At 64.0% G+C, this 24944-nt stretch carries 21 protein-coding genes and 2 riboswitches; of the genes, 7 read left to right on the top strand and 14 right to left on the bottom strand.

Features of this window, described 5'->3' with window-relative positions:
* Positions 1 to 54 precede the first annotated feature (54 nt).
* From VK98_RS01230 to VK98_RS01195, 8 genes are all read right to left on the bottom strand, one after another.
* Positions 55 to 588 carry a DUF5943 domain-containing protein gene (locus tag VK98_RS01230; protein ID WP_048412292.1) on the bottom strand — a complete coding sequence of 178 codons (534 nt, stop codon included), beginning with the start codon at positions 586 to 588 and terminating at the stop codon, positions 55 to 57.
* Between the two features lie 179 nt (positions 589 to 767).
* On the bottom strand, positions 768 to 1616 hold the full coding sequence (locus VK98_RS01225) for a glycine betaine ABC transporter substrate-binding protein (RefSeq protein ID WP_048412291.1): 849 nt from the start codon (positions 1614 to 1616) through the stop codon (positions 768 to 770).
* A 108-nt stretch (positions 1617 to 1724) separates the two neighbouring features.
* On the bottom strand, positions 1725 to 2786 hold the full coding sequence (locus VK98_RS01220; RefSeq protein WP_048412290.1) for a phosphorylcholine phosphatase: 1062 nt from the start codon (positions 2784 to 2786) through the stop codon (positions 1725 to 1727).
* Between the two features lie 253 nt (positions 2787 to 3039).
* Positions 3040 to 4008, bottom strand: coding sequence for a dipeptidase (locus VK98_RS01215; protein WP_048412289.1), 969 nt, complete (start codon positions 4006 to 4008; stop codon positions 3040 to 3042).
* A gap of 9 nt (positions 4009 to 4017) precedes the next feature.
* On the bottom strand, positions 4018 to 4719 hold the full coding sequence (locus tag VK98_RS01210; protein ID WP_048412288.1) for a sarcosine oxidase subunit gamma: 702 nt from the start codon (positions 4717 to 4719) through the stop codon (positions 4018 to 4020).
* The gene (locus VK98_RS01205; RefSeq protein ID WP_048412287.1) at positions 4712 to 7726 is read right to left on the bottom strand and encodes a sarcosine oxidase subunit alpha family protein; all 3015 of its coding nucleotides are present in this window, start codon (positions 7724 to 7726) and stop codon (positions 4712 to 4714) included. The genes VK98_RS01210 and VK98_RS01205 overlap by 8 nt, the downstream gene beginning before the upstream one ends.
* On the bottom strand, positions 7723 to 8019 hold the full coding sequence (locus tag VK98_RS01200; protein WP_048412286.1) for a sarcosine oxidase subunit delta: 297 nt from the start codon (positions 8017 to 8019) through the stop codon (positions 7723 to 7725). Before VK98_RS01200 ends, VK98_RS01205 begins: the two co-directional genes overlap by 4 nt.
* A gap of 11 nt (positions 8020 to 8030) precedes the next feature.
* Positions 8031 to 9284 (bottom strand): sarcosine oxidase subunit beta family protein, encoded by a 1254-nt coding sequence (locus tag VK98_RS01195; RefSeq protein WP_048412285.1) that lies wholly within the window; start codon positions 9282 to 9284, stop codon positions 8031 to 8033.
* A gap of 232 nt (positions 9285 to 9516) precedes the next feature.
* Between VK98_RS01195 and purU the strand changes: the two genes are divergently transcribed.
* From purU to VK98_RS01170, 5 genes are all read left to right on the top strand, one after another.
* Positions 9517 to 10383: a formyltetrahydrofolate deformylase gene (purU, locus tag VK98_RS01190; protein WP_048412284.1), complete on the top strand. Its 867-nt coding sequence runs from the start codon at positions 9517 to 9519 to the stop codon at positions 10381 to 10383.
* Positions 10384 to 10622: 239 nt separating this feature from the next.
* Positions 10623 to 13163, top strand: coding sequence for a DUF3141 domain-containing protein (locus VK98_RS01185; protein WP_082158711.1), 2541 nt, complete (start codon positions 10623 to 10625; stop codon positions 13161 to 13163).
* A 136-nt stretch (positions 13164 to 13299) separates the two neighbouring features.
* Positions 13300 to 13386: riboswitch (glycine riboswitch) on the top strand.
* A 1-nt stretch (position 13387) separates the two neighbouring features.
* Positions 13388 to 13570: riboswitch (glycine riboswitch) on the top strand.
* Between the two features lie 56 nt (positions 13571 to 13626).
* Positions 13627 to 14361, top strand: a complete 735-nt coding sequence (locus VK98_RS01180; protein WP_231589184.1) for a trimeric intracellular cation channel family protein — start codon at positions 13627 to 13629, stop codon at positions 14359 to 14361.
* Positions 14362 to 14718: 357 nt separating this feature from the next.
* Positions 14719 to 15564, top strand: coding sequence for an aminoglycoside 6-adenylyltransferase (locus VK98_RS01175; RefSeq protein ID WP_048412283.1), 846 nt, complete (start codon positions 14719 to 14721; stop codon positions 15562 to 15564).
* A gap of 216 nt (positions 15565 to 15780) precedes the next feature.
* Entirely contained in the window at positions 15781 to 16074 is a 294-nt protein-coding gene (locus VK98_RS01170; RefSeq protein ID WP_048412282.1) for a hypothetical protein, read from the top strand.
* Positions 16075 to 16151: 77 nt separating this feature from the next.
* Here the strand turns inward: VK98_RS01170 and VK98_RS01165 are convergent, their stop codons facing one another.
* Entirely contained in the window at positions 16152 to 16463 is a 312-nt protein-coding gene (locus tag VK98_RS01165) for a hypothetical protein (RefSeq protein WP_048412281.1), read from the bottom strand.
* 370 nt (positions 16464 to 16833) lie between these two features.
* Here VK98_RS01165 and VK98_RS01160 point away from each other — a divergent pair, with 370 nt between their 5' ends.
* Positions 16834 to 17271, top strand: coding sequence for a hypothetical protein (locus VK98_RS01160; RefSeq protein WP_048412280.1), 438 nt, complete (start codon positions 16834 to 16836; stop codon positions 17269 to 17271).
* Between the two features lie 288 nt (positions 17272 to 17559).
* Here the strand turns inward: VK98_RS01160 and VK98_RS22605 are convergent, their stop codons facing one another.
* The 5 genes from VK98_RS22605 to VK98_RS23560 form a co-directional block, all read right to left on the bottom strand.
* On the bottom strand, positions 17560 to 20178 hold the full coding sequence (locus VK98_RS22605; protein ID WP_082158710.1) for a DUF29 family protein: 2619 nt from the start codon (positions 20176 to 20178) through the stop codon (positions 17560 to 17562).
* Between the two features lie 387 nt (positions 20179 to 20565).
* Positions 20566 to 21474: an alpha/beta hydrolase gene (locus VK98_RS01150; protein ID WP_048412279.1), complete on the bottom strand. Its 909-nt coding sequence runs from the start codon at positions 21472 to 21474 to the stop codon at positions 20566 to 20568.
* 252 nt (positions 21475 to 21726) lie between these two features.
* The gene (locus VK98_RS01145; RefSeq protein ID WP_048412278.1) at positions 21727 to 22167 is read right to left on the bottom strand and encodes an RES family NAD+ phosphorylase; all 441 of its coding nucleotides are present in this window, start codon (positions 22165 to 22167) and stop codon (positions 21727 to 21729) included.
* Positions 22164 to 22628, bottom strand: coding sequence for an antitoxin Xre/MbcA/ParS toxin-binding domain-containing protein (locus VK98_RS01140; RefSeq protein WP_048412277.1), 465 nt, complete (start codon positions 22626 to 22628; stop codon positions 22164 to 22166). The genes VK98_RS01145 and VK98_RS01140 overlap by 4 nt, the downstream gene beginning before the upstream one ends.
* The gene (locus VK98_RS23560; RefSeq protein ID WP_156187721.1) at positions 22625 to 22846 is read right to left on the bottom strand and encodes a hypothetical protein; all 222 of its coding nucleotides are present in this window, start codon (positions 22844 to 22846) and stop codon (positions 22625 to 22627) included. Before VK98_RS23560 ends, VK98_RS01140 begins: the two co-directional genes overlap by 4 nt.
* Positions 22847 to 23198: 352 nt before the next feature.
* Here VK98_RS23560 and VK98_RS22600 point away from each other — a divergent pair, with 352 nt between their 5' ends.
* Entirely contained in the window at positions 23199 to 24848 is a 1650-nt protein-coding gene (locus tag VK98_RS22600; RefSeq protein ID WP_053077163.1) for a methyl-accepting chemotaxis protein, read from the top strand.
* Positions 24849 to 24944 lie beyond the last annotated feature (96 nt).

The following is a 24944-nucleotide window of genomic DNA, read 5'->3' as shown; positions in this document are numbered from 1 at the left end:
TAAGGGTCTGTTGACGTATGTTTTCCCCGCCGCGCTGACCGAGAAAAGTGCGCTCTACAAGGGGTGGACCGTGAACGCGCAATGCGGCGCGTCCTGCCCGGCGCACTGGCTTTCACGGCAAACGGTGCGGTAATCGCGCCCCAGGTCTTCCCCCACCCAGTCCATCGCGCCGGCGAACCAGCCGGCGAACAGATAGCAGGCCATGTGCTCGCTTTGCGGCGCGCCGGCCTCGCCCTGGGCCAGCACGAAACAGGAATGGTCCAGCCGGATGTGGGCGTTGCCGCTGGCGGCGTCGGCCTCCAGAAGGCGGAAACGGCCCCAACCGCGCAAGGACAGCCGGCTCAGGTAGTGCTCGAACACCGCCAGGCCGGACAGGCCGTGGGTGGCCGCCTCGCTGGCGCACCAGAAATGGGCGGAGCGATAACCGGCCTGGTAGAGCGCGTCCGCGTACTGGTGGCGGCCCAGCGCAGCCTCCATGGCCAGGTGGTTGTTGATGAAGAAATGGCGCGGCACGTACAGCATGGGCAGGCCGTTGGTGCGCCAGACGCCGCTGTCCGGGTCCACGTCGATGGGAAGTTGCGGTTGCATGCCGTTCTCCTGTGCAAGCCGGGCGCAGCCCGTCATTGCCGGCATGTTGCCGCAGCCCATCCCGAGCCGGAGCCGCGGGCGCGACCGGTTTTTGCCCATGGCCGACACCGCGCGGCGCGGACGCAAAAAAGGCGGACCGCGGTCCGCCAAGGGGAGGAAGAACATTGAGCACGCCCGACTCAGGGCGCCCATTCGGCCACCCGCGCCGGGTGGGCCTGCACCCAAGACGCCGCCGCCGCGGCCGGCTTGTCGCCGGTTTCCACCGCCAGCATCAGCGAACCGATTTCCTCCGGCCGCCAGCGGAAACGCTGCAGAAAGGCCAGCACCTGCGGCGCTTTGGCGCTGAGGCCGGGGTGGGCCACGCTGTTGACGTGCTCGGCCTCGCCGAACACCTTTTGCGGATCGTCGAGAAAGCGCAGCTTCCATTTGGCGAACATCCAGTGCGGCACCCAGCCGGTGACCACGATGGGCTTGCGGGCGTTGATCGCGCGCGCCAGCTCCGCCGTCATGCCCGGCCCGGAACTGGGCATCAGCGTCAAATTCAGCCGGTAGGCCTTGATCGCCTCTTCGGTCTTTTGCATCACCCCGGCGCCGGCGTCGATGCCGACGATGCGCCCCAGCAGCGCCGCCCGGGCGGCGTTGAGATCGCCGATGGCGCGCGCGGCGACATAGTCCGGCACCACCAGGCCGATGCGGGCGTCGGCGTAATTGGGCCCCAGGTCCAGCACCTTGCCCTTGAACTGCCGGTAATACGCGCCCTGGGTCACCGGCAGCCAGGCCGACAGCGTGGCGTCCAGATCGCCGCGCGCCACGCCCTGCCACATGATGCCGGCGGCCACCGGCACCAGCTCCACCGGGTGGCCCAGCCGGCCGCGAATGATCTGGGCCGCCACTTGAGTGGTGACCACGCTGTCGGCCCAGCCTTCGACGTAGCCGATCTTGATGACGGGCTTGCCGGGCGGGGCCTCCGCCGCCTGGGCCGGCGCGCACAAGAGCAGCAGGATGATGCAACACCATTGCCTCAACATATTTGCTTCCTCCCTTAAGAGCCTGTTTACGATCTGCTGCGCGTCGGCGATACCCGCTTGCCAGCGGCGTGAGAATGCCCATCCGCCCCATTCCGCGTCTTCCAGCGCTTATTGAATCTGCTCCGGCTTCACCACCAGCCAGTTGCGGTCCGCCGTCGCCGGCAGGCCCAGCTTGCGCTGCTGCCTGGCCGCTTCCCGGCTCCAGCTGCGGATCTGATCCCAATAGCCCGCTTTGCGGTCTACCCAGAGCCGCAAGCCGCCCTTGGCCGTGTCGACGCCGTTCAGCAGCATGTAGCCATCGGACTGCGGCGTGTCGCCGGCCACCAGCACCGGCTTGCGCCATTGGTCTATCCAGCCCAGCATGGTCCCGGCCTTGCCCTCGTACCAGGTCATGGGGTTCATCAGATAGGGGGTCAGCTCCAGGTCCAAATTGCGTTCCGGCTCATAGCCGCCGCGCTTGATCTGCAAACGCGAGGTGGTCAGCGCGCCGCTGCTTCGATCTTTCAGCAGCAGATTGACGCCCAGCACATTCTGCGGCGGCACCCGGTAGCCGTAACGCGGGTCGCTGGCCACCATACGCACCAGTTCTTCGCTGGCCGCGGTCATCACGTAGACGGCGATGCCGTTCTCCCGCAGCTTGGTGTAGAGCTCGACCATGCCGGTGAACACGCGCGGCGCCGGCACGCTGCCCTCCACCGGCTTGCCCTGATGGAAATACCTGACCGGCACCGGGGCGCCGCTGGCCATCAGCGCGTCTACCTGGGTCTTGAGTTGGCGCAGCGTCAGCCCGGAAAATACCTGCGCCGCCCAGGGGTAGCAGATCAGTTCGTCTATCTCGCACAGCCGCAGATAGTAGCTGTACAGGCTCTCCGGCCGGTCCGGCTCGTCGCGGAAGGGAATCAGTTTCAAAGACGGGTCCAGCCGCTCGCGGCTGAGCAAGCCCTTGGCTTCCATATAAGGCAGCAGCGCTTCTTCCAGATCGTAGCGGTAACTGGTGTTGTCCATGTCGAACACTGCGTATTCGCCCTTATGAGCATTGGCCTTGATCATGGCGTTCAGCCGTTCCGCGATCTTGGGCGGCCAGTGCTTCAGCTCGGTCTCCGCCGCCGCCGGCTGGGCCCAAAGCGCGGCCGACAACAACAAAGCCCCCAATACTTTAAGTTGCTTCATAAATCCTCCTGAATGTGCATCGGATGCGGTGGGCCCGCCTTGGAGCCTGTTCAAAGTCTGCTGCGCGTCGTGAAGCGTTGCACGGTGAGTACCAGCTCAAAATGCTCATGTACCACTCGTACATTCCGCTTTTTCGCTTGTTTTCGCCTTGTCTCGCCCTTGCTCGCGAGACTTTGAACGGATCTTAAGAAATACCCATGCGCCGCTTGCGCGCGAGGAGGCTCAACGCGGGATCAGGGCTGTGGCCAGGGGGCTAAGCCCCCCATACCTCGCCGAACACCCGCAACCAGTTCTCGCCCAGCACTTTGCGGATCTTGCGCTCAGGCCAGCCGGCCCGCTGCATCGCCGCGGTCAGATTGGGCGTTTCGCCTATGGTGCGAATGCCTTCCGGGTTGAGGATGGTGCCGAAATCGGTCAGCCGGCGATACCGGCCTTTGTCGTGGGTGATCCAGTCGAAGAAGCCCTGATCGTAGCCCTGGGTGAAGTCGGTGCCGTAGCCGACGCAGTCTTCGCCCACCAGCGCGATCACGTAATCCATCGCTTCCACGTAGTCGTCCACGGTGGCTTCGATGCCGCGGCGCAGAAAGGGCGGAAACATGGTGACGCCGATGAAGCCGCCGTGGTCGGCGATGAAGCGCAGCTCCTCGTCGCTCTTGTTGCGCGGATGCGGCTTGAGGCCCGAGGGCAGGCAATGGGAGTAACAGACCGGCTTTTTCGATTCCAGAACGGCTTCGCGCGAAGTCAGGCCGCCCACATGGGACAGGTCCACCATGATGCCAACGCGGTTCATTTCCGCAATGACTTCGCGGCCGAAGCCGGACAGGCCGCCGTCGCGTTCGTAACAGCCGGTGCCGATCAGGTTTTGCGTGTTGTAGCACAGCTGCACCACGCGCACGCCCATGTCGGCGAAGGCTTCGACGGACTCCAGCCTGTCCTCGAAGGCGTGAGCGTTCTGAAAACCCAGGATGACGCCGGTGCGGCCCTCCGCCTTGGCCCGACGGATATCCTCGACGCCGCGCACCAGGGTCAAGAGATCGCCGTGCTCGCGGATCAGCCCTTTCATCTCGGCGATATTGTTCACCGTGTCCTGAAAGCCCTCCCACACCGACACGGTGCAATTGGCGGCGCTCAAGCCGCCGCGGCGCATGTCCTCGAACACCGGCCGCGCCCATTTGGCGATGATCAGCCCGTCTATCACCAGCGCGTCTGCATGCAAATCCATTGCCGTCTCCTAAAGACCGTAAACACTCCCTGCCAGCGCCGCCGCCGGCGCCGCTTGCGCCAATTGCGCCCACAGCGGATGGCCGGCGTCCGCCGGCAGTTCGCACACGGCGAAGCCGTAAGGCCGCGCCGCGCGCCGCAACAGCAGCCAGACGTAGTCGGCGAAGCTGCGGCGGCACACCACGAACACGCCGTCGCCGTCCAGGCGCAGCACCTGAACCGCGGCCTTGCCCAGCAAGGTGCCGACGCCCTGGCCGGGGCGCAGCGCTTCGAAATCGTAAGCGCCCAGATGGCGCAGCACCGCCAGGTGCGGCTCGCCGCACAGGTAGACGGCGGTGAAGCCGCCGCTGACATCCAGCGCCTGGGCGAACACCCGCCGCTCGGCGAAACCCCGCTCCAGCGCCGGCAGCCAGGCGGCCAGCCGCTGGCGGCTGCTGATCAGCAGCCATTCGTCCGGCGACAGCCACAGCAGCGCGCCGCCCTCGCCCTGGCTCAAGGCCTTGGGCCGGCGCGGCGGCTCCAGGCCGGTGATCCGCGCCGTCAGTTCCAGGAAGCCGGCCTCGGCGCCGTCGCCGCGCAGCAGCGCGTAGCCCAGATTGGGCGCCTCATTGCCCCAGGCGCGGCTGTCGGCGCGGCGCGGTTCGGCCTCGTCCCGCAAGGCGAAACGATGCAAGGGCGATTCCAGCCAGGGCTTGAACGCGGACTCAGGCATGTTGACGCTCCCCTTCCTTGTCGACGAAAACCGCGGACGCCACCCGCGCCGGCTCGCAGCGGCCGCGCCACCACACTTGCACGGTGTCGCCTTCGCGGCGGCTGCCGTCCTTCAACACCGCCATGGCGATGGAGCGGCCCAGGCATTCGCTGTGATAGCTGGAGGTGACGTGACCCTGCATCGCCGCCGGCGCGGCGTCGTCGCGGTCGTTGAGGATTTGCGCGCCTTCCGGCAGCACCAGACGCGGGTCCTCCGTCAGCAAGCCGACCAGCTGCTTGCGGCCCGCGCCGGCGGTGTCGGCGCGCAACAAGGAGCGGCGGCCCAGGAAGCTGAACGGTTTTTTCATGCCCACCGCCCAACCCATGGCCAGATCGTTGGGGCTCATCGAGCCGTCGCTGTCCTGGCCGACGATGATGAAGCCCTTTTCAGCGCGCAATACATGCATGGCCTCGGTGCCGTAAGGCGTGATGCCGAATTCGGCCCCGGCCCGCATCACCTCTTCCCACAGATAGCGGCCGTAGCCGGCGTCCACATTGATTTCATAAGCCAGCTCGCCGGAAAAACTGATGCGGAACACCCGCGCCGGCACGCCGGCCACGGTGCCGACGCGGCCGTCCATGAAGGGGAAGGCCTGCGGGGCCAGGTCGATGTCGGCGCACAGCTTGCGCAGCACCGCCCGGCTTTGCGGGCCCACCAGCGCCGTGGTGGCCCAGTGGTCGGTGATGGAGCTCAGCCTCACCTTGAGCTCCGGCCATTCGGTCTGATGCCAACGCTCCAGCCAGCCGTAGACCCGCGCCGCGCCGCCGGTGGTGGTGGTCATGTGGAAATGGTCGTCCGCCAGGCAGGCGGTGACGCCGTCGTCCATCACCATGCCGTTTTCGTCCAGCATCAGGCCGTAGCGGCATTTGCCCGGCTCCAGCTTGCTCCAGGCGTTGCTGTAGACGCGGTTTAGAAATTCGCGCGCGTCCGGGCCGCGCACGTCGATCTTGCCCAGGGTGGAGGCGTCCATCGCCGCCACTCCCTGGCGCGCGGCGCGGCATTCGCGGCGCACCGCCGCGTGCAGGTCTTCGCCCGGCTGCGGGAAATACCAGGGCCGCAGCCACTGGCCCACCAGTTCGTATTCCGCGCCGCGCGCCGCGTGGCTGTCGTGCATGGCGGTGTAACGGCGCGGATCGAAAGTGTCTCCGACGTTGGCGCCGGCCAGCGCGCCGAAGCTGACCGGGGTGTAGGCCGGCCGGTAGGTGGTGGTGCCCACCTCGGCGATGGGCTTGCCCAGCGCCTCGGCGGCGATGGCGAAGCCGTTGACGTTGGACAGCTTGCCCTGATCGGTGCCGAAGCCCAGCGCGGTGTAGCGCTTGACGTGCTCGATGGAGCGATAGTTCTCGCGCACCGCCAGGTGGATGTCGGCGGCGGCCACGTCGTTCTGGTAATCGACGAAGGCCTTGGCGCCGACGCCTTCGCGCCGGCCGTCCGGCAGCCGGAAGATTTCGCGCGGCGCGGCGAGTTCCTCCGCCTCCACCCGCGGCGCGGCGCCCTGGCCGCCGGCGGCCAGGCCGAGCTGGGCCAGCATGGCGGCGTGGGTCTGGGCCAGGGCCTCGCCCAAGTCCCAACGCCCGGTGACCGCGCCGACGCAGGCGACGCCGGGCCGGCCCTCGTCCGGGCAGACAAAGGACAGGCAGTCCTGACGCCACAGCGGGCGGCCGCCGTTGTGGCAGAACAAATGCACGGTGGCGCTGAGCCCGCCGGAAGACAGCACCCCGTCCGCCTCCAGCCGCGGCCCCTTGCCGGCCACGCTCCGGCCGTCCGCGGCCAGCTTCACCAGTTCCGCGCCGCTGACGCCGGCGCCGCCGTTCACCCGGGCGATGCCGTAACCGGTCAGCAGCTCCACGCCGGCATTCCGCGCGGCGCGGCCGCGCCATGCCGCCGCGCCGTCGGGGCGAACGTCGGCCAGCGTCACCGCCACGCCGGACAGGGCCAGTTCCAGCGCCGCGTCGTAGGCGGCGTCGTTCTGGGTCTGCAACAGCAGCCGGCGCCCCACCGCCACGCCGTAGCGGTTCAGATAGCTGTGGCCGGCGGCGGCGGTCATCACCCCGGGCAGGTCGTTGTTGCCGAACACCAGCGGCCGTTCGATGGCGCCGCTGGCCAGCGCCAGCTGACGCGCGCGGATCTTGTGCAGTCGCTGGCGCGGCCGGTCCGGATCGCGCTCGGACGGCGGCAGATGGTCTTGCAGCAATTCCACCGCCAGCGCCAGATTGCCCTCGTGCAGCGCGAAAACGGTGGCGCGCGGCAGCAGCTGGACATTGGGCAGCGCCGCCAGCTCGCTCAGCCGTTGCCGCGCCCAGTCCATCGCCTCCAGGCCGTCGATGCGCTGCCGGCGCTCGCTCAGCAGCCAGCCGCCCATTTCCGCCTGCTCGTCCAGCAACAGCGTTTTCAGGCCGGCGCGCCCCGCCAGCGTGGCCGCCCACAAGCCGGCCGCGCCGCCGCCCACCACCAGCACGTCCACATGGTGGTGCAGGTGATCGTAATGCTCGGCATCCGGCAGCCGCGGCGCTTCGCCGTAGCCGGCGGCCTCGCGGATGCGCCGCTCGTAGAACGGCCAGGCGCTCGCCGGCCGCATGAAGGTCTTGTAATAAAAGCCCGGCGGCAGGAAGCGCTCCAACCTGCCCAGCGCGCCCTTGAGCCGCATGCCCCAGGAGGCGTCCCCCAGGCCGCTGCTGGCCTGCAAGCCCTGGTACAGCTCCACCTGGGTGGCCTTGAGGTCCGGCGTGCTCAAGGCTCCGCTCTCCAACTGGACCAGCGCGTTGGGCTCCTCCGCGCCGAAGCCGACGATGCCGCGCGGCCTGCCGTATTTGAAGCTGCGGCCCAGCAGCCGCACGCCGTTGGCCAGCAGCGCCGAGGCCAGGGTGTCGCCGGCGAAGCCGTGATAGGCCGCGCGGTCGAAGTTAAAGGCCAGCGGCCGATTGCGGTCGATGCGCTCGCCGGGGCGATGGATGCGATAGCCGCTCACGCCTGATCCTCCTGCCGATAGCGGGCCTTGCCCTCGGCCAGCGTCCAGCTGCCGGCGATCTCGTAACTGACGGTGTGGCGCCGGACGGCGAACACCTTGCGGCAGCCGGCGGCGTGCTGCCATTGCTCCCAATGCCAGCCGCGCGGGTTCTTGCGGCCAAACAGATAATCGCCCCAGGTCTCGTCGTCCACCTGCTCCGGCGCCGCCGGGCGGACGATGAAGGCCTCCCCGGCGTAGGCGAACTCCTCCTCCTCCCGCGCCTCCCCGCAGTGCGGGCAGTGAATCAGCAGCATAAGCCTCCCCCTCAATGGGCCACGGCGGCGGCGCCGTGCTCGTCTATCAAGCGGCCGGAGGCGAAGCGCTCCAGCGCAAAAGCCGCGTTCAACGGGTGCGGCTGGTCATTGGCGATGGTGTGGGCGAACACGTGGCCGGAACCGGGCGTGGCCTTGAAACCGCCGGTGCCCCAGCCGCAGTTGAAATACAGGCCCTTGATCCGGGTCTTGCCGATGATGGGACAGGCGTCCGGCGACACATCGACGATGCCGCCCCACTGCCGATTCATCCTCACCCGCGAAAAAGAGGGAAACAGCTCGATGATGGCCGCCGCCGTGTGTTCGATCACATGCGGGCTGCCGCGCTGGCCATAGCCCAGATAGCTGTCTATGCCGGCGCCTATCACCAGTTCGCCCTTGTCCGACTGGCTGATGTAGCCGTGCACCGCGCCGGACATCACCACCGTGTCCAGGCAGGGTTTCAGCGATTCGGAAACGAAAGCCTGCAGGGGGTGGCTCTCCAGCGGCAGCCGCAAGCCGGCCATCCGCGCCAGCACGGCGCTGTTGCCGGCGGCCACGCAGCCCACCTTGTCGGCGCGGATCTCGCCGCGCCCGGTTTGCACCCCGCGCACCCGGCCGTCCTCGATCAACAGGCCGGTGACCTCGCATTCCTCGATGATGTCCACGCCCAGCTCGCTGGCGGCGCGGGCGAAGCCCCAGGCCACCGCGTCATGGCGCGCCACCCCGCCGCGCGGCTGATAGCTGGCGCCCAGGATCGGGTAGCGGGCGTGTCCGCCGGTGGCGATCAAGGGCACCCGCTCCTTGATCTCCCGCGGCGACAGCAGCTCGGCGTCCACGCCGTTAAGCAGGTTGGCGTTGACCCGGCGCTCGATGTCGCGCATGTCCTGCAGGCTGTGGCCCAGGTTCATCACCCCGCGCTGGCTGAACATCACATTGAAGTTCAGCTCCTGGGACAGCCCCTCCCACAGCTTGAGCGCGTGCTCGTACAGCAGCGCGGATTCGTCCCACAGATAGTTGGAACGGATGATGGTGGTGTTGCGCGCGGTGTTGCCGCCGCCCAGATAGCCTTTTTCCAGCACCGCCACCTTGCGGATGCCGTGCACGCGGGCCAGGTAATAGGCGGTGGCCAGGCCGTGCCCGCCGCCGCCGACGATGATCACCTCGTAGTTTTTTTCAGGCTGCGGACTGCGCCAGGCCGGCTGCCAGCCCTGATGGTGGCTGAGTCCGTGCCGGATCAGGCTCCACAGCGAGTATCGGTTTGCCATCTGAGCTCCCGCTGCCGGGCCGCCATGGGCCCGCGCCGGTGATATCGGGGTTGAAGGAAGCCTCATTCTCAACGCGGCGCGGCCGGCGCATTTGGCTGAAAAGGACGGGCTCTTGCCCGCAGACGACACCGCGATGTCCGAAATCCACGCAAAGCGGACGCATCGTGAACAGCGCGCGAGCAGGGCCGCATCTAGATTGGGACGCCATGCCGCCCATCACAAGGAAACGCCCATGAACGCAGACCTCCCCTCCTATGTGCTCAGCTTCGCCTGCCGCAGCGCCTCCGGCCAGGTGGCCGGCTTCTCCGCGCTGCTGGAACAGCAAGGCTGCTATATCGACGAGCTGGCGGTGTTCGACGACGCCCGCAGTCAGCGCTTCTTCGTGCGCTGCGTATTCCACCCGCAGCTTCCGGACTTTGCCCCGGAACGGTTGAACGAGGGCATGGCGCGGATGGGCGGCCACTACCGCGACCTGCAATGGCAGCTGCACGACCGGCGCCAGCGCGCGCGGGTGCTGATCATGGTGTCCCGGCTGGATCACTGCCTGAACGACCTGCTCTACCGCCAGAAGATGGGCGATCTGGACATGACGGTGGCCGCCATCGTCTCCAACCACCGCGACCTCGCCCCCATCGCCGCGGCTTACGGCCTGCCCTTCCATCACCTGCCGGTCAGCGCGGACAACAAGCCGCAACAGGAGGCCGCGCTGCTGGCGTTGATGGAAGACTGCCGCGCGGAGCTGCTGGTGCTGGCCCGCTACATGCAGGTGCTGTCCAGCGCCGCGGCCGCCAGGCTGGCCGGCCGCGCCATCAACATCCACCACTCCTTCCTGCCGGGCTTCAAGGGCGCGCGGCCGTATCAGCAGGCGCACGAGCGCGGCGTCAAGCTGATAGGCGCCACCGCCCACTACATCACCGACGATCTGGACGAAGGCCCGATCATCGAACAAGTGGTGGAACGGGTGGACCACGCCTACAGCCCGGAGCAATTGCAGGCCGCCGGCCGGGACATGGAATGCCAGGCGCTGGCGCGCGCGGTGCGCTGCCATCTGGAGCGGCGCGTCTTCATCACCGAGCGGCGCACTGTGGTATTACGCTGACACTTGAGCGGCCAAGCGACTGTCCACGATCCGCCGCGCGTCGTCAGGCGTGATACGGTGGGTGCCCCTTCGAAATGCTCATGTACCACGGGTACATCGCGCTTTCTCAGCCGCAACGCCTTGTCTCGCTCTTGCTCGCGGGGACGTGAACAGGCTCTGACAGGAACTTTGTCTATTGCAATGCAACAAAAGCAGGGTACAGTAGACAGTTATCCGTCATACCAACCATGAGGTGCCGTATGTGGTCGCAAACAGCCGTCTGGTCCAAGCTTTTCTCCTCCAACCCTGTCGCCGACTACTGGCGCGACGCCTGCGAGCGCAGCATCCTCTACTGGGACGTGCTGCATGACCGCGGCGCGGACTACCTGAAACACGTGCAAAGCGGCAAACCGCCGGTATTGGTGTTCGACTACAAGATCATCCTGGACGGCCGCAGCCTGCCGGACCCGGCCAACTACGCGCTGGCCGCCATCCTGCCCCCGGCCGGCTGCCCGGCCACCAATCCGGCGCTGCGCCCCTTCGTGGTAATAGACCCGCGCGCCGGCCACGGCCCCGGCATCGGCGGCTTCAAGATGGACAGCGAGATCGGCATCGCGCTGCAACAGGGCCACCCCTGCTACTTCATCATGTTCTTCCCCCAGCCGGTGCCCAGCCAGACCATAGAAAGCGTCAGCCGCGCCGAATACGTCTTCCTCAGCAAGGTCAACGAACTGCACCCGGACAGCGACGGCAAGCCCTTCGTCATCGGCAACTGTCAGGGCGGCTGGGCCGTAGCCATGATCGCCTCGGTGGCGCCGGAACTGTTCGGCCCCATCCTGCTGGCCGGCACCCCGCTGTCCTACTGGGCCGGCGTCACCGGCAAAAACCCGATGCGCTACTCCGGCGGCATGCTGGGCGGCACCTGGACCGCCTCGCTGGCCGGCGACCTGGGCCACGGCAAGTTCGACGGCGCCCACCTAGTCAACAACTTTGAAAAGCTGGACCCGGCCAACACCCTGTGGAAGAAGCCCTACAATCTGTACGCCAAGGTGGACACCGAGCGCGAACGCTTCCTGGGCTTCGAACGCTGGTGGGGCGGTCACTACCTGTTGAACAAGCAGGAAATGGAATGGATCTCCCAGCAGCTGTTCGTCGGCAACCACCTGGTGGAAGGCAAGATCGTCAGCAGCGACCAGCACCGCGTGGACATGCGCAACATCCGCTCCCCCATCATCGTGTTCGCCTCCTGGGGCGACAACATCACCCCGCCGCAACAGGCGCTGAACTGGATACCGGACCTGTACGACAACGCGGACGACATCCGCGACAACGAACAAACCATCATCTACTGCCTGCACAATAAAGTGGGCCACCTCGGCATCTTCGTTTCCGCCGGCATCGCCAACCGCGAACACAGCGAATTCGCCAGCGCGCTGGACCTGATCGACGTGCTGGCCCCCGGCCTGTACGAAGCCGTCATCGAAGACGTGGCCCCCGGCACCCCGGGACAGGAATACATCAAGGGCCGCTACATCATCCGTTTCGAAGCGCGCGAAGTGGCCGACATCCTGGCGCTGGACGACGGCCGCGCGGACGAGCGCGCTTTCGAAGTGGTGCGCCGCGTCTCCGAAATCAACCAGGGCATCTACAACCGCTTCATCTCCCCGGCGCTGCAGGCCGTCAGCAGCGAAGCCGGCGCCCAATGCCAACGCCAGCTCAACCCGGCGCGGCTGGAACGCACGCTGATCTCCCCGTTCAACCCCTGGCTCAGCTGGCTCAAGCCCGCCGCCGAATACGTGCGCGCCCATCGCCAGCCGGTGAGCGCGGACAACCCGCTGTGGAAGCTGCAAGAACAATGGTCCGGCTGGATCGCCCAAAGCCTGGACCGCTGCCGCGATCTGCGCGACGCCGCCACCGAACACTGCTTCAAGGCCGTCTACGAATCCCCGTGGCTGGCCTCCGTTGTGGGCGTCCAGCCCGCGCGCGAGGCGCGCGCCGCCCGCAGCGACAGCTGGGACAAGCAGGAAAGGCTGCAACTCAAGCGCCAAGTGCTGGACCCCGCCTATGAAAGCGGCACCCTGGCCGACGGCTTCGTGCGTCTGCTCACCTATGTGGCGATTGGCCGCGGCATCATAGACGAGCGCCCGTTCAACGCCATCCGCCGCATCATGCACGACATCCGCCACGAACATCCGATGACCCTGATGCAGCTGAAGGAAGTCGCCCGCAAACAGGTCTTCCTGGTGCGGCTGGACGAGGCGCGCGCGCTGGCCGGCCTGCCCAAGCTGCTACCGGAAGAACACCGCCGCCGCCAGGCCTGGCAGCTGGCGCACGAGCTGCTGGCGCTGAGCGGCAATATCGCGCCGGAACAGCAGCAGCGGCTGGACCAAGTGGCCCACGCGCTGCAACTGGACACCCGCGCGCCGGCGGCCCCGGCCATCCTGCCGCCCGCCGAGCCGGCAATAGCGACAGCCGCAGCCGCTCCTGCCGCGGTCCCCGCCGCCCAGGCCAGCGCGCCGGCCAAGAAAGCGGCGACCCCGCGCAAACCGGCCGCCAAAGCCCCGGCCAAGACCACCGCCGGCAAGCCCAGCGCCGCCGCCAAACCCTCGCCGGCCGCCAAACCAGCCAGCGGCAAACCGGCGGCGGCCAAACCGGCCCCAAGCAAGCCCGCGGCGGCCAAAACCGCCAAAGCGGCCGCACCCAAAGCCAGCGTGGCCAAGGCCCCCGCAGCCAAAACCCCGGCCACGGGCAAACCCGCCGCCGGCAACGGCGCGACCAAGCCCAAAACGCCTAGCAACTAAGCATCAAGCAGCGCAAAAACGCCCGGACAGCCAAACCGCCGTCCGGGCGTTTTTGTGTCGATATCGCACTGCAACATTTTTGCCTCGCCCCATGTATACAGTCGTTGACTGAACAATACAGCAAACGCTAATATCCTTGCCTGCTGCGGGAGAGAGGGGCATGCGCCCCCGCCGAAGACGCAAACTCCCATAATCGCTCAGGCAACAGTACCGCAGCCCATGGATACCAGCCGATTGGAGAGAGGCCCTAAGCGCTCGTTCATCATCTGCTACGCTTCAGCAACAGCGCGTCAGATTATGCGACCGGCCCTTAGCCGCCCACCGAAGGGGCAAGTGACATCCGGCAAGGCCCGCACACCGGCCGCGCCCGTCATCTAACTCTCAGGTAAAAGGACAAGGGGAGAGGCAATGCCGGCAGCGTCGCGCCCATGCGCGGCCCGTCGGCCATGCTCAAGGAATGCCCATGTTCGAAACTCTCGCCCAGGCTGCGCGCCACCTGGCATGGCCCGCCCATTGCCAACCCATTTTCCCACCCGGCTTCGCCGCTCATCTCGGCGCCAGCCTGTTTGACCACTGCAACTACATGCTTACCCTGATCTATCTGATCGCCATCACCGCGGAAGCGATGACCGGCGCGCTCGCGGCCGGCCGCCGCAATATGGACATCTTCGGCGTTACCGTCATCGCCTTCCTCACCGCCCTGGGCGGCGGCACCGTGCGCGACATCGTGCTGGGCCGCTACCCGATAGGCTGGACCCAGCACCCGGAATACGTCGGCCTCGTCATCGCCGGCGGCCTGGCCGCCGTGTTCGTGGCCCGCTACATGAAACGCCTCAGCCGCGTCTTCCTGGTGCTGGACGCGCTGGGCCTGATCGCCTTCACCATCATAGGCTGCGGCGTGGCCCAGTCCATGGACTACCACCCAGTGGTGGTGGTGATGGCCGGCATGATCACCGGCATCGCCGGCGGCATCCTGCGCGACGTGCTGTGCAACCGCGTGCCGGTGGTGTTCCGCCAGGAGCTGTACGCCAGCGTCTCCTTCGCCGTGGCCCTGCTCTACCTGGGCCTGATCAAACTGGGCGTGCCGCATGACCTCAACGTGCTGGCCAGCTTCGCCGTCGGCCTCACCATCCGCCTGGCCGCCATCTGGCGCGAATGGCGGCTGCCGGTGTTCATGTATCGGCACGATCTGCATTAAGCGCGGCTAAGAACCCGTTTACGATCTGCTGCGCGTCGGCAGGATGGATAGAAAAGGGCGTTGAAAACTGCTTCGAAATGCTCATGTACCACTTGTACATTCCGCTTTCTCAGCGGTTTTCGCCTTGTCTCGCCTTAGCTCGCGAGATCGTAAACACGTTCTAAGACCCGCTAACAACACCCCTGATCCTGCGTTGCGCCTCCTGGTCGTACTACGGGTACTGCCTGCGTCGGCGCGCCTTGGCTCAGGCACGCTGCGCGGTTTTGTGAGCGGCTCTAAACCGGCAGGCCCCGCCTGCCGGAACTTTCCGGCCCGGCGGCGGCCTACCCGAACCCGCCCCCGCCGAAAGCACCCCGCATGTTGAGCCTTGCCCCGCAAAACCATCGTTTGCAAAGCGCCACCGCCTGGGCGCACAGCCGCCCGGACGTGGACGCGCTGATCCTCTCCGGCTCCTTTGCCCGCGACGACGGCAGCGTCGACATCCATTCCGATCTGGATTTGGAAATCATCAGCCCGGACCCGGCTGCGCTGGCCGCGGACGACGGCTGGCTGCGCGACATCGGCCCCCTGCTCACCGTGCTGCGCCTGGGCGAAGGCCAGGCCTGGCCCACCCGCCTGTCCATCTACGCCGACGGCGTCAAAATCGACTTCACCCTGGCCGGCCCCGCCCGGCTGCAAGCCATGCGCGAGCTTGGGCTGGACCCGCTGTACCAGCGCGGCTACCGCGTGCTGCTGGACAAAACCGGCGTGACCCAAGGCCTGCCCGCGCCGCAAGGCCGCCCCGCCGCACCGGCGCTGCCCAACGCTGAGCGGTTCCGCGAGCGAGTGGAGGAATTCTGGTTCGAGGCCTTTCACATCCCCAAATACCTGGTGCGCGGCGAGCTGTTTGTCGTCAAACACCGCGACTGGACCATGAAGGAACTGCTGCTGGAAATGCTGGAATGGCACGCCTACAGCCGCCCCGGCGCGGCGGCGGACTGCTGGCATATCGGCGCCCGGCTGCAACACTGGGCCGAGCCGGAACACTGGCAGGCGCTGCATCAGGTGTTTGGCCGCTTCGACGCCGCCGACGCCGAACGCGCCTTCCACGCCACCCTGCGGCTATACAGCCAAGCGGCGCGCGAAGTGGCCGCCCGCGCCGGCTTCGACTACCCGGAGGCGGTGGAGGCCGGCATTCGTGATTTGATCCGCTCCTCGTCCTAAACCAACGGTGGCGCGGCGGCCCCACACGTCGCGCCAGGCGGGGATGGTCCTTGGGCTTGACCTTTGGACATGGTTAGATAGAATTCCCTATCTTTTAGGCGTTCGCTTCCGTTCGCCTATCTTCCCAGCCACGCGCCTCCTCTCAACGGAAGCACGCCAGCCAAGCCATACCTCAAACCGCCACGCCCCGTGGCCAGAGACTTTGTCAGGAACAAGATGCGTATCCACGCCCTTCTGCTGCCGCTAGCGCTTTACAGTGCGGCTACCAGCGCAGATTCACTCTCCCCCTCCCACCCGGCGTTTACCCAAATCAACAAGGCCATGACGGATAGTTTTCGCATGCAGCAACAACTGATGCGAATGCCACCCCCGCCCGAAATGTTCAAGAGAGAGAAGCAGGAAGCGCCGCCGCTTCAGGACGGGGCGGAGGCAGTTGATCGCCGGCAGGCTGAATCTGCGAGTACGCCGCAACCGCAGCCAGGCCCTGATCAGCAGGCCGATAGCGATTAAAACCAGAGCGGGCTTAGCCCTGTCCCACTTGGCCGCCTCGACGCCGGCACAGGGCTAAAGCTGCTACAAACGGGCTGTTACAGCGGAGTGATCTCGCTGACCTCATGCTGAAACACATAAGGATCGGACAACAGTCCAAACTGCTCATCATCCGGATAAATGACAGCGATATGATAGTTGTCGCCGGCAAACGCCTTGACCGCCGCCAGGTCCTCCCAGTAAGTGGCCAAAAAGAAATGCATCCACTCCCCCTGCACTTCCTGACGGACAAACGCGCCTAAATTGCCCTTGATGCTTCTGGAGTGCTGGATGCCGGTTTGCTCCAAATGCGCGGCAAACCCCGCCTCATGCCACCGCGGCACACAGCCATGCCATGTTCTGACAATCATGTTCACGCTCCGTCTGAAATAGAACGATCGATTCTAGTCCGCCATAGCCGGCAACCCCAGCCGGCGTGTTCCGCTCCACATGCCGGCTGAAGCACAACCACCGCGCCTTGACCCTGCCCGCATAGTCGGCAACAATCCCCGCGTGCCGCAAAACACGGCACCGAGATTGGCATCTCGCAGCACGTCAACAGCAGGCATGTACGTTCACGTACATGCTTGTGCTTTGCCATGACCTGACGGCAGGTGCATGGTGGGAGAGCGCTATGCGCTCGCCGTTGACGTGTCGGTAATGCCAATCCCATCACGCGCCTGCCAAATCCTCTCTCGGATAGGCAGCTTGTTAATCTTGTTTCACCGCAGGAGTAACGACATGCCGCAATCCCCCTTCCCGCGCCGACGGCGCTACCGCACCCCTGGCCTCGAAACCCAGGAAATCCTGCTCCCCTTCGTCAGCCGCCTGCCCGGACGCACCTACCCGCACTACTGGCAAATGCCGCCGGCACCGCCCACCCCCGCCGAAGCCCACGCCTACGGCCGGGAATGCGCCGCCCACCTGCTGCAATGGTTCAAGGACAACCCGGCCTACGTGGGCCAGGGCCTGATCAGCCGCATCGCTCGCGACATTGACTTCAGCCTTACCGAGCAGCGCGGCTACTGGCTAGGCTTCTTCAACCATCTGGAGCTGCTGATCTCGCTCAGCGCGCGACGGATGAATGTCTACGCCTACACCGACCATCAACACCAGATGATGGACGCGCAGGTGGAGCGCTCCTTGCTGGAGCGACGGGTGTTGAAGAAGAGTAAGTAAAGGGAGACCCCCGGCGAGAGCCGGGGGTTTGGTGTTATGGGGTGGTTTGTCGGCCGAAGTAGACTGTCGATCTTCTCCTGTAGAATGGCTGCTATCGCCTCTGAAGAGACATTCATCGTTTCAGTGATCCTGCGGCATGTTTTTTCCGAGGAAGCTACCGTTCAACGTAGAGGCTAACCGAGAACTCATCGGCCAAAGCAGACATAAACGTTAGGACCATCCTGAGTGGGTGACCCAAAGTGGCACTCACCTGCCATTGCCCCCTGCAAAGCTACATGGTTTACGTACTCAATAGGGGGCAAATGGATCGGAAGGTGGTGTATCACGCCAGAGAGCGAAGTTATCTAAGGCAGGCACCTCTTCGACGTTCAATATTGCATTGCTTATGCCGATGTAACAGGCTTGGCGATCTGAAGCTACGTTCGGAAACGTCGACTCAAATACTGACGAAAAATCCCACGTTCCTCTTTCGAACCCCATGCTGAGTAAGCTTTTGAGGCGCCCTACACCATCACCTGGCTCATGCGCGGTCAGTTCCGAGTGCAAGCAACCATAAAGCAGTGCTTCGGCCAGAGCTTGAGTTGGGGAAGTAGGGAATGAGCTTGAGAGTTCGATAACACGACGAACCAACGATGGTACTTTCTTAACTGCATCAGCATCGCTTTTGGCTAAAAACAACGCGCACAAATTGCTGGTAGCAATCACGTCGTTCGGGTCGAGCTCCAGCGCCTTCAGGTACATTTCCTCGGCCTTGTCGTGATCCTTGCGCTTATTGGCCAGGAAGTTCGCGTAATTGCCGGTAGCGATCGCGTCGTTCGGGTCGAGCTCCAGCGCCTTCAGGTACATCACCTCGGCCTTGTCGTAATCCTTACGCTGATCGGTAAGGAAATTCGCGTAATTGCCGGTAGCGATCGCGTCGTTCGGGTCGAGCTCCAGCGCCTTCAGGTACATCGCCTCGGCCTTGTCGTAATCCTTACGCTGATCGGCCAGGAACGCCGCGTAATTGTCGGTAAAGATCGCGTCGTTCGGGGCGAGCTCCAGTACCTTCAGGTACATCGCCTCGGCCTTGTCGTAATCCTTGCGCTGATTAGCCAGGAAGTTCGCGTAATTGCCGGTAGCGATCGCGTCGTTCGGGTTGAGTTCCAGCGCCTTCAGGTACATCGCCTCGGCCTTGTCGTAATCCTTGCGCTTATTGGCCAGGAAATTCGCGTAATCGCCAGTAGCCATCTCGTCGTTCGGGTCGAGCTCCAGCGCCTTCAAGTACATCTCCTCGGCCTTGTCGTAATCCTTACGCTGATCGGTAAGGAAATTCGCGTAATTGCCGGTAGTCCTGTTCGGGTTGAGTTCCAGCGCCTTCAGGTACATCGCCTCGGCCTTGTCGTAGTCCTTGCGCTGATTGGCCAGTAAATTCGCGTAATTGCCGGTAGCAATCGCGTCGTTCGGGTCGAGCTCCAGCGCCTTCAGGTACAGCGCCTCGGCCTTGTCGTAATCCTTGTGCTGATTAGCCAGGAAGTTCGCGTAATTGCCGGTAGCGATCGCGGCGTTCGGGTCGAGCTCCAGCGCCTTCAGGTACATCGCCTCGGCCTTGTCGTAATCCTTGCGCTGATCGGTAAGGAAATTCGCGTAATTGCCGGTAGCGATCGCGTCGTTCGGGTCGAGCTCCAGCACCTTCAGGTACAGCGCCTCGGCCTTGTCGTAATCCTTGCGCTGATCGGCAAGGAACGTCGCGTAATTGCCGAGTAGCTCGGGACTATCGGGTAGGAACTCTAATGCTTGGCGATAAATGGTATCCCGTTTGTCTACATCATTTTCGGCTTGTGCTCGTAGCTCCCAACTCCACCACTTGCTATTATCGTGACTGGCTTCGGAAATCGACTGACGGGCTTTGTCTGTTGTCGGAGAGTGGCGTGATACGTCAGCTTTTGCTAACTGCTTAAGTAGATTTTCGGCTTGGGCTTGGTAGCGCTTTGCCCGTTCTCTTCCAAGGTTTTCAATGTTTTGGGCAATATTTTCGAGGTCGAACCCCTCGAAAAGCTTTTGAGCCAGTTGGACCAAAAATTCATCAAAACCAGCGATAGACACCAGAATCCCATTATGTTTGGCAATGATTTTCAAAATACTTTCTTTAGGTCGGTCTCCTTCGCGGTAACACCAGAACAGGCGACCGGGAATATGACCAGAAGGTAGCGCCTCAAGAAGCCCCATCAGGCTACCATCATTTCCACCGTAGCCGATTACCAGTGGGGTATAGTGTTGGAAGAGTCCCCTCAAGGCTTCTTCCCACCCTTTTTCGAGGACTTCTACACCGTTCTGATCATTTTTGGGATGAAGGTGTAAGTCTCGATGAATTTTTGCTACTAAAGGGCGAGGGAGCTGGGGACGAACAAAACCAGCTAGCGATTCATGGCCAACGATTAAGGGGTGCTGCAGCGCATGAATGGCTAGGGCATCAGCGACCAAATTGTCAAAATTGGTGGTAACGACAACTTTATGCCGGGTTCCGTCGAGGATTTTTGCTAGTACCGAGTAACCAAGACCAGGTTCGGCCTTTTCCATTGCGGCTTCCAGAGCGGCGTAGCCAGATTTCGGGTCCCCAGCAAAGCGAAGTTCGAATATTTTTGAGTAGTGCGTTGCGACATGAGCGAGTTGAAAGTTGTGGATGTTGAGCGCTTTTGCAGCCCAGGCTTCCAATGGCTCACTATTTTGATTCAAACACTTGCGGAGGTAGATTTCCTTAAGCCAAGTTTGAGCTAATGTGCTGCCCGCCGGTATCCCAGAGGTAACCGATGCACCTGCCCCAAGAATAAACGCAAGCGAGCGGTCTTGCATATCAGCATTCAGTTTCTGGATTTCGTCGAGCACACCTTCGGCTGACCATTCTTGTACTACGCTGTTCTTAGATGACATAGTTCTTGTGTTATGAGTTTTTTATGGGACCTGGCACCGAGTATCTAACTGTAGAATATTTAAAATATTCGAAGCCTATGCACGGCTCCACCAGAAGCGGATGACTGCTATTGGTCGACAGCCGTCATTTTAGCACCATGTCATTATTGACGACTAAGGCTGATTTCGAGACTTAGCGCAACTGCTACTAAGCCTCCCCACAACTTCGGTCCACCATACAAGCACCAGCAATAGTGGAACAGAGCAGATCATCATGTCGGCAACAATCAAAGGCAGTCCTAGCGGGAACATCCGGCAAACGCCTACATAGGAAGCAGGCCACTATAAACATAGGGGCAAGGCTAGTCGTTTCGCCACAGCCTCGCCCCGCCCTCCCATAACAACCCCTCACTCCCCCCGCTTAAGCTGCTCCAACATCTCCTGCCACAGCTCTCGGTACACCGGATTGCTGGCGCCTTCGCCATGTCCGGGGTTGTCGGCATTGGGGCGGCGTATCGGTTTGTTCAGCGCGAACTGGTGGTCCGCCGGGATGCGCATGGCGTTGTAGGAGAGTCGGATGGCCGAGGCGAAGTTTTCCTGCACATGATAGGTGCCGAACAATCTGTCCGGCGGCGTGGCGCCGGGGGAGGAGTACCAGGAGGCGATGCGGTTGTTGGCGCGCATGTCCCAGCCGCCGGAAAAGTCGATCACGCCTCGGACCGCCACGCGCTTGGCGATGTAGGCGGCCATGCCGCCGCCTTGGGATTGCCCGGACAGCACGACCTTGCTCCAGTCTATGGCTTGCTTGTCCAGATACTGTTCCCAACGGCCTTGGGGATCGGTCTTGGCCAGGTAGCGCAGCAGAGCGGCCAGCCGATGGACAATAGCGTCTTTGGGTTTGTCCTGGATCAGCGCGGTGGTGTTTTCGCCAAAGGCGCGCTTCTGGCGCAGTTGCTCCGCGCAGTCTGGGTTGGTCGCCAGCACCGGCCGGGTGCAGACTTGAGAAACCGCCGGCGTGTCGATGTAGGACAGGATTATGAAGCGGTAGCCCTGAGCCAGCGCGGTGTCGATAAAGGCCTGTTCTCCCACCACGGTGCGCGTGGTTTCGCCGCCGGTTCCGGGCAGGAAAACCAGCAACGGCGCCCGCCCGCCTCTCTCCGTTGAAAAAACGATGTGCGGCCCGCTGTTCGCCACGATCCGACCATCGGTGTCCGCGGGGAGAATGTCCTTGCGGACGGCGTCCGCCCATGCCGCCGTGGCGGTGCTAAGCAGCAATGCCGCCGCCGTCTTGCCGGCCCATTTGACCCAGTTTGTCATCGCATTCCTCGCATCTTGATAAGTGGATTGAATTGCCCCGACGGCCTGGGCTTGCATGAGCCCTTGGCTAATTTGCTCCGACTCTACTCGCGCTGCCCTGCGCGCAAAAGCGCGGCATGGCGGGTTTAGGTCAGGAGTTTGTTTACGATTGTTTCTACGGAAAAGTTTAAGGTCTCGCGAGCCAGCGCCAGACAAGGTGAGAACCGATGAGCATGCGGAATGCGCACGCGGGGAGACTGCCCTGGGACTGAATCAAGACCTCAGGCGCACATCCCAAGGCACGTCTCGCACGCTGAGTATCCGGCAGACGCCGGCGTCGGGATGGAGGGGGTTGAGCAAGTAGTTGTGGGCGTTGGGGGCCACCGCGCTGGGCACCTGCAGCGCGGCGGAGGCCTGGCGTTGCAGCCAGTGATGGCCCAGGCTCTGGGTGAGCGCGGGCTGCAGCGTCCAGTCCTCCGGCAGGCTGGCCTGGTCCAGCGTCTGAACCAGGCGGTCCGGCAGCTCCACTTGCAGCAAGGTGAAGGTGGCCGGCAGGATGGACACTTCCAGATGCACCAGCGCTTCCAGCATGGCGCTGGCCGGGTGGTCCGCCAGATAGACGATGGGCTGGCCGGCGGGGTGCCAGCGGCCGGGCCAGCGCAGCCCGCCCAGGCCGTTGAGGTCTGCGTAGCGGCTGATGCGCCAGACGATCACGCGGCGTAGCCTTCGTTGGCCTGGGCGATCAGTTGCTCCACCAGCCGCGCGCCGGGTTCGGTATGGGCCATGTCCAGCGGCGATTTGCCCTCAAAGCGATGCAGCGGCTTGCGCAGCCATTGGGCGGCGGCGTCCTTGTCGCCGAACAGCTCTTCCGCCAGCAGCAGCAGCTTGGCCACGCGCACGCCGCGTTCGGATTCCTCGGTGTTCAGCGTCTGGCCCTTCTTGATGCGATGGGACAGGGTGCGCGGCGGGATGACGAACTCCAGTTCGCCGCGGCTGAGGCCGGCGTCCACCAGGCGCTCCAGCATGCCGGTGTCCACGCCCAGTTCCACCACTTTGGCCACGTCGAAATCGTTGAGCATTTCCTGCCCCACCAACACGCTCAGTTCCTGCAACAGGCTGTGTTCTACCATGGGCGGGACCGGCGTCTCCGGCACGAATACTTGCAGCGCTTTCATGGTCCCTCCTTGTATTTGGCAATTTGCCCGTTAATTATCGGCATTTTGCTCAAACAAAACAAGGGCGTGGCTTGCCCGGCGGCGCCCAAGCCTTGCTCTAAATGCAACAACGCATGCAAACCGGATGCTTTGATTGCGCCGGCCTGATTTTTGACGTTTGAAAACGGCAATGCGGATTTTATGCCTTTTACATTGCTGTGGACATGAAAAAACCTCATATCGGCCCCATGCCCGGCCTTTGCCCCCCGCCTTGCCCCGCTTGGCCCGGCATACACCCTATGTTTCCGTTTTGCGATGCAAAAATAACCATTAGGACTATCGGTACGGCGTGAATTATGATTGCACCTATTCAATGAAGTCGCTCCGCTTCCCCTTCGTCACGAGGAGAGGCGCTGGCATTGAAACACTCCGTCGTTCCGGCCTGTGGGCCCATTCCTGATGTTCCAGAGTCCCGGCCAAGCTGGAGTCCATGCCAGCACGAAGCGCTGCGTCTTCACACATTGATGCAATCGCCAATTCATATGCGTTTGCTATGAAAAAAGATGAATATCAGCACCAATGGGGGGCATTATGTTAAGTCAATTCACGATTGGCCAGCGCATCGCCGCGCTGGCGGGCAGCTTGCTGTTTGCCGTGGCTTTGGTGGGCGGTTCCGGCTGGTGGTCCTTGAACCAGATGGATGGCGAGCTGACCTCGCTGTTTGACCAGAAAATCGCGTTCCGCTACCAGATGAACGCCATGCAGAGCAGCATGCTGCACATCCGCCAGGATGAGAAGAACATCTTCATCAGCATCGGCAACCCGGACAATTCGGACCAGAGCATCCAGACCAACAAGCAGTTGCTGGACAAGCACATCGCCGAGTTCAAGAACCAGGCCGGCGCCGCCAAGTCCATGGCCATGGCAGTGGATCACCAGAGAACCTTCGACAGCATGCTGACCGGCCTCTCCGGCTACGAGCAGGGCATGAACGGTCTGTACCAGAAGATCGCCAGCGGCGAGATCAGCCGGGCCAATGTCGGCGACGCCGGCATCGCGCCGTTCAAGCCCAAGCTGTACGAGGCGCGCGACGCGCTCAACAGCCTGAGCAAGCTGGCCGACGAGTCCGCGCAGGCCGCCGAGGACGCGCTGGCGGTCAGCATGAAGAACACCCGCAACATGATGCTGACCATCCTGGGCCTGGCTCTGGTGGTGGGCGTAGCCCTGGCCTTCGCCATCGTCCGCTCCATCACCCGCCCCTTGCAGGCCATGCAGCAGACCATGCGCCACGCGGCGGAGAAAAACGACCTGACGGTGACGGTGGATCAGACCGGCCGCGACGAGGTCAGCGAAACCGGCCGCGCGCTGGCGCAGCTGCTGGGCAATCTGCGCGCCTTCCTGCAGCAGACCCGCGAGGACGCCAAGCAGGTGAACGACACTGCCCATGCGCTGTCCGGCGTGTCCAAGCGCATTGCCGAGGCGTCCCAGGTGCAGACCGACGCGTCTTCGTCCACCGCCGCCGCGGTGGAGGAGATGACGGTGAGCATCAACCTGGTGGCCGAGCACGCGGTGGAAATGGCCGGCGAGGCCAAGAGCAGCATGAACGAGGCGGTGAGCGGCAGCGAGGTGGCCGGCCAGGCCGCGCAGCAGATGTCCGAGATCGCCAGCGTGATCAGCCGCTCCGAAACCATCATCATCGGCCTGAACCAGCGTTCCGATGAGATCGGCAACATCGTGGACGTGATTCACGACATCGCCGAGCAGACCAATCTGCTGGCCTTGAACGCGGCCATCGAGGCGGCGCGCGCCGGCGAAACCGGCCGCGGCTTCGCGGTGGTGGCGGACGAGGTGCGCAAGCTGGCCGAGCGCACCGCGCAGGCCACCGGCGAAATCTCCGAGAAGATCAAGGCGGTGCAAGGCGACACCACCACGGCGGTGGCCAGCATGCGCGAAGCCACCGAGCGGGTGGAGGCCGGCGTGGCGCTGAGCGGCACGCTGTCCGAGCGGCTGGCGCAGATCCGGGTGCTGTCCACCCGCCTGCTGGAGAAAACCAGCGAGATCGCCGAGGCGATGCGCGAGCAGAGCACGGCCAGCAACGACGCCGCCAAGAACGTGGAGCGCATCGCCAATATGGGCACGGAAAACGGCTTGTCGGTGGAGGAGTCCTCCGCGATGGCGCAGCAGTTGTCCGGCCTGGCGCATGGGCTGGATGCGGCGATCAACCGCTTCCGCGCCGATTAAAAACAAGAAGGCTCAAACCTTGAACGCCTTCTAAAACCCAGCCTCTCAAGCTTGAGGGCGCGTCCGGCTTGGTCCGGCCGCGCCCTCATGCCACAA

This window comes from Chromobacterium sp. LK11, assembly GCF_001043705.1.
Taxonomy (GTDB): Bacteria; Pseudomonadota; Gammaproteobacteria; order Burkholderiales; family Chromobacteriaceae; genus Chromobacterium; species Chromobacterium alkanivorans.
This window is presented reverse-complemented; position numbering and strand designations above follow the sequence as displayed.